This is a genomic window from Pseudomonas sp. REP124, from assembly GCF_020164475.1.
In the GTDB taxonomy this organism is placed as follows: domain Bacteria; phylum Pseudomonadota; class Gammaproteobacteria; order Pseudomonadales; family Pseudomonadaceae; genus Aquipseudomonas.
The window spans coordinates 39,368-51,233 of sequence record NZ_JAIQWX010000005.1 but is presented as its reverse complement, the minus strand read 5'-3'; the positions used below and the strand labels follow the sequence as shown (position 1 = coordinate 51,233).

Sequence of the window (11,866 nt, the reverse complement as noted above, 5' to 3'; positions counted from 1 at the left end):
TCCTCACGCATGGCCGAGGCGAATCAACGCATCGACCGCGGTCGTGCCGTCGGCACCGACCAACAATGGGTTCACATCCAGTTCCAGCAGTTGCGCGGCGTTTTCGCAGGCGTAGTCGGCGACCGCACGAATCGCGCTCACCAGCGAATCGAGATCCGCCGCTTCGCGCCCACGGAAACCTTGCAGCAGCGCGGCGCTACGCAGACTTAGCAAGGCCTGGCGGATGGCGCCGTCGGTGGTCGGCAGCAGCAGGCTGCGACTGTCCTTGAGCAATTCCACCAGGATGCCGCCGGCGCCGATCACCAGGGCCAGGCCGAAATCGTTTTCGCGCTTGATGCCGACGATCAGCTCGGCCAGTGGCGGCTTGGCCATCGGCTCCAGCAGCAGTTGATCGAAGGCCACGTCCGGCGCGTAGGCCTTGATGCTGGCGCGCATTTTTTCCAGCGCAGCAGTCAGCGCGGCATCGTCCTTGAGGTTCAGCGCGACGGCGCCGGCCTCGGTCTTGTGCGGCAGCTGTGCGCTGACCGCTTTGAGCACCAGCGGGTAGCCGAGTTTTTGCGCGTCCTGCAGTGCACTGGCCGCAGAGCTCAGCACGCCGTTTGGTGTCGGCAGGCCGAACTCACGCAAGGCCTGTTTCGAATCCCACTCGTTGAGCAATTCGCCTTCGCCTGCAAGCGCTTGCGGGCAGAGCGGCACCAGTGCCGATTCACCCAAGGCCAGCAGCGCCTGACGATTGCGCTGGTAACCGGCGATGCGGCCCCAGGCGGCTAGGCCGTCTTCGACACCCTGTAACGCCGCAACGCCCTGGGCGTGCAGACGCTCGCGGGCATGCGGTGGCAGCAGCTCCGGGAAGGCCGAAGTGACGAATCCGGTCTTGCCATGACGCTCCAGCGCCTTGCAGTACAAGTCCAGCAACAGGTCGCATTCCTTGCGCTCGCCGGTGTACTCCGCCGGGTAATCGAGCACCAGCATCGCCGCGTCGGCTTCGGTGCGCAGGGCGGTGTCGAGCATGGTGTTCAAGGCTTCGCCGTCGCCCCAGATCGCCGTGGTGAAGTCCAGCGGGTTGACCAGATTGGCGTAGCTCGGCAGCACGGTGGCCAGTTCCGCGACCTGTCCGTTGTCCAGCTTGGGCAGCGTCAGGCCGTTGCGTTCGGAGTAGTCGGCGATCAGCCCGGCGTCGCCACCGGAACAGGCCAGCGCGATCAGGCTGTCGCCCGCCGGCAGGTTGCCACAGGCCGCCGCTTTCAGGGTTTCGACAAAGCTCACCGGGCCGCTGACGCGGATCACCCCGAGGCGGTCGAACAGCGCGTCGTACAAGGCATCGGAACCGGACAGCGAGCTGGTGTGACTCAGGGCCAGTTCGGCGCCGATCTGCGAGACGCCGGTTTTCAGGGCGATGATCGGGATGCCCTTCTCCAGCGCCTTGTGCGCGGCGCGGGCGAAACCCGGCACGTTCTTCAGGCCTTCCATGTGCAGGCCGATGGCGGTGACCCGTGGCTCATCGAGCAGCACGTCCATCAGTTCCGCCACGCCCAATTGCGCCTGATTGCCCACCGACGCCATATAGGCCACCGGCAGTGAGCGGTCACTCATGGACAGGTTGTAGGCGAAGTTGCCGCTCTGGGTCAGCACCGCCACGCCCTTCTCCACCGCCTTGCCGCCGTGGGCCACCGGCCACAGCGCGGAGCTGTGCAGGTAGTCCAGCAGGCCGTAGCAGTTGGGGCCGAGCAAGGCCATGTCGCCGGCCGCTTCCAGCAGCTGGCGTTGCAGGGCCTGGCCTTCGGCGCCTATTTCGGCGAAACCCGAGGCGTAGCAGATGGCACCGCCGGTGCCTATGGCGGCAAGCTCCGCGACGCAGGTCAGGGTCAGCTCACGGTTGGTGGCGATGAACACCGCGTCCGGGCCGCAGGGCAAGTCGGCGATGTTGCGTACGCACGGCACGCCTTCGAGGCTGTCGTGCTGCGGGTTGACCAGCCACATTTGCCCCTGGTAGCCGCCTTCGGCGCAGCGCTTGAGGGCGCGGGCCATGCTGCGGCCGCCGACGAACGCCACGTGCTTGGGCGCGAGCATGCGTTTGAGGTTGTCACGAATCGATTGCGACATGGGAATTCTCCGGGCGGATCAGCGCAGCAGCGGCCGCAGCAGTTCGCGGGAAATGATGTGGCGCTGGATTTCCGAGGTGCCTTCCCAGATCCGCTCGATCCGCGCGTTACGCCAGATGCGTTCCACCGGACCTTCGTCCATCAGGCCCATGCCGCCGAAGATCTGCACCGCCTCATCGGCCGCGCGACCCAGCACTTCACTGGCAAACAGCTTGGCCATGCCGGCCTCGCCGTCGGTCATGGTGCCCTGGTCCATTTTCCAGGCGGTGTGCAGGGTCAGCAGTTCGGCGGCGCGAATCTGCGTCGCCATGTCAGCCAACTTGAACGACACGCCCTGGTAGCTGCCGATCGGCTGGCCGAACTGTTTGCGGTCCGCAGCCCATTGCAGCGACACGTCCAGCGCCCGTTGCGCCTGGCCGACGCAGTTGGCGGCGACCATTACCCGGCCGGCAGTCAGCCAGGCGTTGGCCACTTCCCAGCCCTTGTCGACTTCGCCCAGCACTTTGGAAGCCGGCACACGGCAGTCGTCGAAGAACATTTCGAAGGTGTGGTAACCACGGTTACTTACGCACTTCGGCCCACGGCGAATGGTCATGCCCGGGGTGTTGCGATCGACCAGGAACGAAGTCACGGCGTTGCGCTTGCGGCCGTTGTGCTCGTAGGTGTCGGTCACGGCGAAGACGATAGCGAAATCGGCGTGGCCGGCGTGGCTGATGAAGTGCTTGCTGCCGTTGAGAATGAAGTCGTCACCGTCACGCACGGCGCGGGTCTTGATCGCGTTGGCATCGGAACCGGCGCCCGGCTCGGTGAGGGCGAAGCAGTCGATCTTCTCGCCCTGGATGCACGGCAGCAGGTAGTCGTTGATCTGCTCGCCCTTGCAGGCCATGAGGATTTTCGAAGGGCGCGCGACAAACACGTGCAGCGCCCAGGAAACCTTGGACAGCTCACGTTCGATCAGCGCCTGGGACAGGTAGTCCAGACCGCCACCGCCCACTTCTTCGGGCATGTTGAAGGCATAGAAACCGGCAGCGATGGCCTTGCCGCGAATCTGCGCCGCGAGTTCCGGGGAGACTTCGTCGGCACGGTCGACTTCGTCTTCGTAAGGCAGCAGTTCTTTTTCGACAAAACTGCGTACCGAGTCCACCAACATTTCTTGTTCTTGGGTCAGTTGGAAATTCATGGTGCTACCTGTTGTTCGTGTGCTGATGGAGGGATATCGCTGGATTAGCGGCCGATGAAGCGTGGCGCGCGTTTTTCCATGGCGGCGCGCAAGGCTTCGTTGCCGTCTTCGCTGCGACCGCACAACAGGCCGGCGGCGAGTTCCGCGGTCAGTTGTTCGGGCAGGCTGCGGTCGGCGCCTTCGCGCATGAGTTTCTTGGTCTGGGCAAAGGCGAAGGTCGGGCCGGTGGCCAGGCGTGCGGCCAGTTCACTGGCGACGCCGTGCAGTTGATCGTCGGCGCAGACTTCGCTGACAAGGCCTGCGGCCAGGGCACGATCGGCGCTCCACAGTTCGTCGAGGAACAGCAGGCGCTTGGCCTGTTCGCTGCCGATCAGCCGTGGCAGGTGCCAGCTGGCGCCCGCGTCCGGCGAGTAGGCCATAGTGGTGTAACCGGCCTTGAAGCGCGCCGATTGCGCGGCGATGCGCAGGTCGCAGCACAGGGTCAGGTCCATGCCCCCGCCGACAGCGGTGCCGTTGATGGCGGCGATGGTCGGTTTCTCCAGGGTGTGCAGACGGGTCATCAGGGCGTGGGCGGTTTCGGTCCAGCCATAGCTTTCCAGTTCGCCCCGAGCTTCGGCGGCGGCCCACTCGTCCAGGTCCGCACCGGCACAGAAGCTGCGTCCGGTGCCGGTCAGCACCACGACGCGCACCGCTGGGTCGGCGTTGTAGGCGTCGAGCAGTTCGTGGATTTTTTTCAGGGTCGGAATGTCCAGCGCGTTGCGCTGTGCGGTGCGATTAAGGGTGATCCAGGCAACGCCTGCTTCGACCTGCGTGAGCAGAGAATCGTGAGTAGTCATGCGAGTCCTCGAATTATTTTGATTGGTCTGAGGTGTTGCGACTTGAGGCCATACTAAACGAGTGTTCAGTAAGACGGCAATTGGGGGGTGAAATGGGCTGTAACAGGCTCAGGTATTGCCTAATAGATTGTTTTATAAGGGATATTGTTTGATAAGTAGCATGTAGGCGATGTCGCTGTTACAACTTCGAACAACTGCCGACAGACGGACGCATGACCTGTAGGAGCAAGGCTTGCCTGCGAAGGCGATTTCGAGGACGCCTTCGCGGGCAAGCCTTGCTCCTACGGGGTTTTGTAGTAATCACAGATTTTGTGCGCGACAGAGAAACAAATGTGGGAGCGGGCTTGCTCGCGAAGAGGCCGTGTCAGCCGACATTGGAGGTGTCTGACACGGCGCCTTCGCGAGCAAGCCCGCTCCCACAGGGGATGTGCTGTGTACGGGAAATCAGGCGCTCGGCAAGCTCGGCGCCAGCACGGCCTCACGCTTGCGATGGAACAGGAAGTACACGCCATAGCACAGCGCAATAAACCCGAAACCCCAATACAGCGAAGGCCGTTGAGTTTCGTCCAGCGCCAGGAACACGAAAAGCGAGCAGCACAGTGCAATACACGTCAGCGGCAACACCGGGAACCACGGGGCGCGGTATTTCAGGTCGCTGAGTTTGCCGCCGTCACGCAGGTACGCCTTGCGGAATTTGTACTGCGCCAGGGCGATGACAATCCAGGTCACGGTGCCGGCCATGCCGCTCACCGCCATCAGCACCATGAACAGCGTGTCCGCCGCAACGAAGCTGGTCAGCAGCGACACCAGGGCAAAGCACAGGGTGATGCTCAGGGCGCGCAACGGCACACCGCGCTTGCTCAATGGCGACAGGCTTTTCGGCGCCATGCCGGTTTTCGACATCGCCCACAGGATGCGTGTCGAGGCATACAGTCCCGAGTTGCCCACCGAAAGGATCGCCGTGAGGATCACGAAGTTCATCAGGTCCGCGGCGTAAGGAATGCCGACCATGTCGAACACCTGCACGAACGGACTCTCCATCAACCCCGCCTGCTGCCATGGCACGATCGCCGACAGCACGATGATCGCCAGCACGTAGAAAATCAGCACGCGGAACACCACGTTGCGCACGGCACGCGGAATGCTTTTCTCCGGCTGATCGGTTTCACCGGCCGCCACGCCCATGATCTCGCAACCCTGAAACGCGTAGACCACGGTCATCATCACCGCGAACACCGCCGACAGGCCATTGGGGAACAGCGAGTCGCCAATCAGGTTGCTCGCCATTGGCGCCGGTGCGCCACTGGTCAGCGGCATCACGCCGAAGATCACCAGCACGCCCACCACGATAAAGCCGAGAATCGCCGCCACCTTGATCCCCGAGAACCAGTATTCAGCCTCGCCGAACGCACGGGTCGCCAAGGCATTGAGACCGAACAGCACCACCACGAAAAACGCCGACCAGTACCAGATCGGCACCGTCGGGAACCAGCGGGTCATGAGCATCCCGGCGGCAGTGAACTCGAGGCCCACGGTGGTGGCCCAACTCATCCAGTACACCCAGCCGATCATGAAGCCGGTGGCCGGGCCGATGTATTTGGTGGCGTGGGTCTGGAACGAACCGGACACCGGCATCTGCACCGACAGTTCGCCCAGGCAGACCATCACCAGGTACATCAGGAAACCAGCGACCAGATAGGCTAGGATCGCCCCCAACGGGCCGCCCTGATTGATGGTCACGCCCGAGCCCATGAACAACCCGGTGCCGATGACGCCGCCCAAAGACAGCATGAAAATGTGCCGGCTTTTCAGGGCGCGGGTCAGGTGGATGCCTTGACGATCAGTGTTTGAGGTCATTGTCGGCACCTCAACATTCAGAGAGGTGCGAGGCGCATGACAGGACGTCACGGCGCAGGGAAGGAGCAGCTTTACGGCGGATCATTATTATTATCTCCAATAAGCTTCGAAGACCGCGCTGCGGCGGTTGCGTCGATTATTGGAAAGCCATGTAAGTTGCCGTTGAACGTAAAGTTCGCAGTTGTAGAAGGTTGTAACAAAAATGTATTTCAGCGTTGCAGCAGGTCTTCGAGGATTTGCAACGCCCGCTGAATCTGCGCCTGAACGGTCGGTGCCAGCCCTCGGATCGCAGATCCATCGTTGCCCAACGCCGCGCTTTCCAGCCTTCTCAACACCTCGGCCAGCCCGCGAAAGCCGAGGGAATCGCCGCTGCCGGCCAGCCGATGCGCCAGTTGCGCGACGTCCGTGCAATCGTCAGCTTCGATCGCCTCGTCCAGTGCCTCGCGGTGCTGCAAGATCGAATCTCGTAGCACCGTCAGCAACCCTTGCACTTTCTGCTCGCCGAGCAAGGTGCGATGGGTTTGCAGCAGTTGCCAGTCCATGGTCCCGCCCGCTTGCAGGGGCTCCTTGACCGTGGCCTGCCCCGCCAGCACCTGGCGCAGGCTTTCGAGCTTCAGCGGTTTGGCGAGGATACCGTCCATTCCCGCGTCCAGATAACTGCGAACAAGCGCCGGCTGGACGCTGGCGGTCAGCGCGATCATCGGCGTCTGGCGATTCGGTCCAACGCTTGCGCGCAACCGGCTGCACAACTCGACACCACTCATGCCTGGCAGGTGCACATCCAGCAGAATCAGGTCGAACACTTGACCGGCACACTGTTGCAACGCCTGTTCTGCGTCTTCGGCCAGCCACACCCGATGCCCGTCGCGCTGGAGCAGTCCTTCGGCCACTTCGCGATTGAGCGCCACATCCTCGACCACCAGAATGTCCAGCGCCGCGCCCGGCGTGCTGATCGGCGCCTCATCGATGACTTCGCCCGCCGCGTGCAACGTCAGTTCGAACCAGAAACAACTGCCGCGCCCGACCTCACTGCTGACGCCGATGCTGCCGCCCATGTATTCCACCAGATGTTTGCAGATCGCCAGCCCCAGGCCGGTGCCGCCAAAGCGCTGGGCGATTTCTTCGCTGGCCTGGGTGAAACGCTCGAAAATCTTCGCCTGCATCTCGGGCGTGATGCCGATGCCGTTATCGGTGACGCTGACCCGCAAATGCTGCCCTTCAGATTGCGCGAGCAAAGCCACTTCGACACTGACTTCGCCGTCCTGGGTGAATTTGATCGCGTTGGCCAGCAGGTTGCTGAGGATCTGCCGCAGAAATTGCTCGGCGCCGTGATGACGCACCGCCACCCGCTCATCCACGCGGCACAGCAGGATGGTGTCGTTGCTCAGCGCCTTGGGCTCAAGCAGGGTCAGTACTTCATCGAGCAACTGGCGAAGCGAGAAGTCCACCGGCTCGGGCAGACTCGCGCCCTCCTCCAGTTTCGCGAAAAACAGCACTTCGTTGAGGATGCTCAGCAGTCCTTCGCCGGCCTTGTGCAGGGCGTCTAGACGCTTGCTGTCCTGCGGGTTCAGACTGGCGCCGCGCAGCAGTTCGGCCATGCCGAGAATACCGTTCAGTGGCGTGCGCAACTCGTGGCTCATGGTCGCCAGGAACCGTGACTTGGCGTGGTTGGCCGCTTCGGCTTCCTCCTTGGCGCGCATCAGGCTGGCGGTGCGTCGTTCGACCATCCGTTGCAGTTCGTCGCGGTTGTCCTGCAAGGCCAGGCGATCGCTTTCCCGGCGGTCGATGTCGCTGAGGATCGCCCGGCGCATGTCGTCCAGGGCGTGGGCCACGGTGTCGATTTCGTCTTCCAGTGCACCGCGCCGCTTGCCCAGATGCAATGGCTCATGCCAACGCCCGGCGGCAATGCTGCGAGCGAATTCGGCCATGACTTTCAGATGACGGGTGACCAGACGATAGAACAGACCCGACAGCGCCACCGCCAGCCCGCAGAGAAACGCGCCCATCCACAACAGGCTGGTCAGGCCGCTCGCGTACAGGCGTTGATAGACCGCGCCCAGGTCGGTGCTGACTTCCAGCTCGCCAAGGTGGCGCAACGGTCCGGATGGCGGTTGGTAATCCAGGGCAAAGCGCTCGATGCGCAACGGCCCTATGGGGTACGGATTGCCGTGCACTAGATCGTAATCGGCACTGGTCAGGTGCACCCGCGCCACATCGGAAAAATCCACCAGGCCGCGCAACTGCACGTTCAATTGCTCCTGGTTCAGATCCCACAGGCTGCGTTCGAGGCTCGCCAGATAGCCGGCGCGGATCAGTTCCATGCGCGAGTCGATGTCGCGCATTTCCCGGCGATATTCGATGTACAGCTGCACACTGCTGGCGAGCACGGTGAAGCACAGGCTGAACAACAGAATGAACAGCAGCAGGCGCCGCAGCAGACCACCGGGACGGGCGCGGATCATCGTTCGTTCGCCGGCAGGTTGATCATGTCGCGATAGGTCACTTCGCTCTCGTCGAGCAGGCGCTCGATGTCACCGGCGTCCGCCATGCGCTGCAATTGCGCGTTGATTTGCGGCATGTGCGCGGCCAGCGGCGAAAGACGGGAAACCGCGACCCGCAGATAGTCGACGCTCAGGGCATTGGGCAAGGCGACGATGTCCTGGGCACCCGGCAGGTTTTCCACGTACAGCTGGCCGGTGCGGCGTTCCTGGGTGATGAAGTCGATGCGCCCGCGAATCAGCTTCCCGAAGTTCTGCCGGCTGTCCGAGACCCATTCGATGTTGTTGTTCTGCGCCACCATGCGATCGAACTCCGGGCCGTAGCTTTCACCGAACAGCAGGCCGCCGCGGTAATGGGCCAGGTCTTCGAGTTTCTCGAATTTCACCGGGCGCTGGCGATTGATGAACAACGCCACTTCCTCACGCAACACCGGCACCGTGGAAAACAGCATGCTGCGCTCGCGCTCCGGACTGCTGTAAGCCAGCACCACGTCGACCCGGCCTTCGGCGGCATCGAGCAGGCAGCGTTTCCAGTTGCCCAACACCACGATCTCGACCTCGTAGCCCAGTTCGCCGAACAGTTTCTTCACCACGCTCGGCGCCAGGCCACGAACCTGCTTGCCGTCGCTCCAGGAAATCGGCGGATAGACCGGATAATCGCAGTAGCGCACTTTCTCTGCCGTAAAGGCGCATTGGCTGGCGACCAGCGTCAGCAGTAGCCAGAGCAGTCGCCGCACCGCCATCACGCCGCCAGACTGGCCGTGAACAGGTAGCCGGCGCCATGGATGGTGATGATCAATTGCGGTTCGGCGGGATCGTCGTGCAGCTTGCGGCGCAAGCGGCCCACCAGCACGTCGATGGAGCGATCGTTGGGCACCCATTCGCGGTTGCGGATCTGGTCCATCAATTGATCGCGACTGAGGGTGTGGCCGCTGTTGCGCAGGAACACGCTGAGCAGCTGGTATTCGCCGTGGGTCAGCAGGGTTTCGCCGCCGGCCGGATCGATCAGGCGGCGGCGATCGGTGTCCAGCGCCCAGTCGGCGAACTGCTTGACCGGTTTGGCCACCGTGGCCACCGGTTGTGGCGATTGCGCGTGGCGCACCCGGCGAATCAGATTCTTCGCCCGGGACACCAGTTCGCGGGGGTTGAGGGGCTTGATCACGTAGTCGTCGGCACCGCATTCCAGGCCGACGATGCGGTCGATTTCATCGTTGCGCCCGGTGATCAGGATGATCCCCACTTCCGAACGTACCCGCAGTTCACGGGTCAGGGTCAGGCCGTCCTTGCCCGGCAGGCGGATGTCGAGCATGACCAGGTCAACGGTCTGGCTGGCCAGGAAGGTTTCGGCCAGTTCCGCCGTGGCGGCGCAATGAACGTCGTAACCTTCCTGGGAAAGGTAGGCGTGCAACAGATCGCGAATCAGCGGATCGTCATCGACGATCAGTACCCGAGGAGTCATTGCTGGGTGTCCTGCACAGGCCCGAAGGCGTATTTCTTATTAGAGTGTTTTGCTGCATCAAGGCTTGAGAGTATCGATAGCTGAACAGTCGATCAACAGCTGCTCGTCTGCACGCAGAAACGCTGGCGGCCACCGGCCTGAAGCCCATCGACCCAGGCTTCGCAAATCAGGATGCCCTGCTCAGGGGTGAAGGTGCCGGGGTTCAGGCCAAGCTCCAGCCACAGGCCATCGAGCAGGGCGCTGAGGCTGATCGCGGCGAGATCGGCGTCGAAGTTTTCCCAGTCCTCTTCCGCTGCAAGGTCCTTCAGCACCTTGCTCAAGATGTCGCGGTACTCGCCGTAGGAATCATCGTGGGCCTTGTTGATCGCCTCGGCGGTTTTCACCGCGCCCCAGAACGCCAGCCAAGCGTCGATCAGTTGCGGATCGAGCAGTTCGGCGGAGAAGGAACCGCGGAAAAACGCCGACAGGCGCTCGCGGGCATTGGGAGCGGCCTGCTCCATGGCGTCGCGCAGCAGGGTCATGACCCGGCTGGTGATCGACATGTAGGCCTCAGCCACGAGTTCGTCCTTGCCGGAATAGTGATGGCTGATCAGCCCCACCGACACCCCGGCCTCAGCGGAAATCTTGCGAATCGAAGCGCCCTGGAAGCCATGCCGCTTGAGGCACACCAACGTCGCCTCGATCAGATTGGCCTTGCGTACCTCCGGTTCCATGCGGGAAAAACGGGCTTCCTGATTCATGGCGACATGCTCCTGGGTTCAGTCATGGGGCTCGGGATTTCAAGGTGAGCTGAACGACTGTACAGCAAGAGCGAACATCGAGTACACCCGAGCACAGTTGTTGTCTGAAACACCGCCTTCGCGGGCAGGCCTCGCTCCTACAGTGGACGGTGGCGGCACAGGAAATCGTGAACGACATCGAATCCCGTAGGAGCGAGGCTTGCCCGCGAAGAGGCCGGCCCAACCAACCATCAACCCAACTTAATCCCGATACCCCGGCGCCACGCGATCCAACAACCGCAACATCGCCGCCCAAGCTAATTGCATCGCATCCGGATCACTCAGCTCACCCTCTTCCAACGGCCGCCCCGGTTCATTGAACTGCCGCTCGGTATGCTCACACACCTCAGCCGACGGCAACACCAACTCCCCAGCCGCCTGCGCAGCCAGCTGTATCTCACAAGCCTTTTCCAGGTAATACATGCGCAAAAACGCCTGACTCACCGTCTCCCCCACGGTCAACAATCCATGATTACGCAACATCAACACCGGCTTGTCCCCGATGTCCGCCACCAACCGCTGCTGCTCGCTCAAATCCAGCGCCACACCTTCATAGTCGTGGTACGCAACCCGACCATAAAACTCCATGGAAATCTGATTCACCGGCAACAACCCGCACTTCAACGCCGCCACCGCACACCCGGCCTTGGTGTGGGTATGCAACACACATTGCGCATCCTCTCGAGCCCCGTGAATCGCGCTGTGAATCACAAACCCCGCAGGATTGACCGGATACGGCGAAGGCTCCACCGCCCTTCCCTGCAAATCGATCTTCACCAGATTCGACGCGGTGATTTCGTCGAACATCAGCCCATAAGGGTTGATCAGGAAATGATGCTCCGGCCCCGGCAAACGCACCGAAATATGGGTGAAGATCAGATCAGTCATGCGGAAATGCGCAATCAGGCGATAACAGGCCGCCAACTCTTCGCGCAGTCGTTGTTCCGTGGCACTGCGTGGCAGATGGGTCGCGATCTCGTTCATTGTTTTGGGTCTCCAGGCTGATCGGCAGGTGCAGACAGTACGTGCGCAACCCCACGCCCGTCCAGCCGCACTGAGCTGTTCACCGGAGATAACGGCGAGTAAAACTTCACCCTCAGTAAATATTTATGTTATTTTTTTACTTTTGGTAAATTTATATAGACCAATAATAAC

At 62.1% G+C, this 11,866-nt stretch carries 9 protein-coding genes; all 9 read right to left on the bottom strand.

The genetic code is table 11. The annotated features are described in order from the left end of the window. Positions 1 to 3: 3 nt before the first annotated feature. Positions 4 to 2,103 carry an acetate--CoA ligase family protein gene (locus K9857_RS02510; RefSeq protein WP_224533334.1) on the bottom strand — a complete coding sequence of 700 codons (2,100 nt, stop codon included), beginning with the start codon at positions 2,101 to 2,103 and terminating at the stop codon, positions 4 to 6. Between the two features lie 18 nt (positions 2,104 to 2,121). Then, positions 2,122 to 3,282, bottom strand: coding sequence for an acyl-CoA dehydrogenase family protein (locus K9857_RS02505; RefSeq protein ID WP_224533333.1), 1,161 nt, complete (start codon positions 3,280 to 3,282; stop codon positions 2,122 to 2,124). Between the two features lie 44 nt (positions 3,283 to 3,326). Next, the gene (locus tag K9857_RS02500; protein ID WP_224533332.1) at positions 3,327 to 4,118 is read right to left on the bottom strand and encodes an enoyl-CoA hydratase/isomerase family protein; all 792 of its coding nucleotides are present in this window, start codon (positions 4,116 to 4,118) and stop codon (positions 3,327 to 3,329) included. A 444-nt stretch (positions 4,119 to 4,562) separates the two neighbouring features. Further along, complete coding sequence (locus K9857_RS02495) at positions 4,563 to 5,975, bottom strand: amino acid permease (protein ID WP_224533331.1); 1,413 nt, start codon at positions 5,973 to 5,975, stop codon at positions 4,563 to 4,565. Positions 5,976 to 6,184: 209 nt separating this feature from the next. Beyond that, the gene (locus tag K9857_RS02490; protein ID WP_224533330.1) at positions 6,185 to 8,437 is read right to left on the bottom strand and encodes an ATP-binding protein; all 2,253 of its coding nucleotides are present in this window, start codon (positions 8,435 to 8,437) and stop codon (positions 6,185 to 6,187) included. Beyond that, positions 8,434 to 9,210 (bottom strand): substrate-binding periplasmic protein, encoded by a 777-nt coding sequence (locus K9857_RS02485; protein WP_224533371.1) that lies wholly within the window; start codon positions 9,208 to 9,210, stop codon positions 8,434 to 8,436. Before K9857_RS02485 ends, K9857_RS02490 begins: the two co-directional genes overlap by 4 nt. A gap of 5 nt (positions 9,211 to 9,215) precedes the next feature. Continuing rightward, entirely contained in the window at positions 9,216 to 9,932 is a 717-nt protein-coding gene (locus tag K9857_RS02480; RefSeq protein WP_224533329.1) for a response regulator, read from the bottom strand. A 92-nt stretch (positions 9,933 to 10,024) separates the two neighbouring features. Continuing rightward, complete coding sequence (locus K9857_RS02475; RefSeq protein ID WP_224533328.1) at positions 10,025 to 10,672, bottom strand: TetR family transcriptional regulator C-terminal domain-containing protein; 648 nt, start codon at positions 10,670 to 10,672, stop codon at positions 10,025 to 10,027. Positions 10,673 to 10,912: 240 nt separating this feature from the next. Further along, positions 10,913 to 11,695 carry a class II aldolase/adducin family protein gene (locus K9857_RS02470; RefSeq protein ID WP_224533327.1) on the bottom strand — a complete coding sequence of 261 codons (783 nt, stop codon included), beginning with the start codon at positions 11,693 to 11,695 and terminating at the stop codon, positions 10,913 to 10,915. Between the last annotated feature and the right edge of the window lie 171 nt (positions 11,696 to 11,866).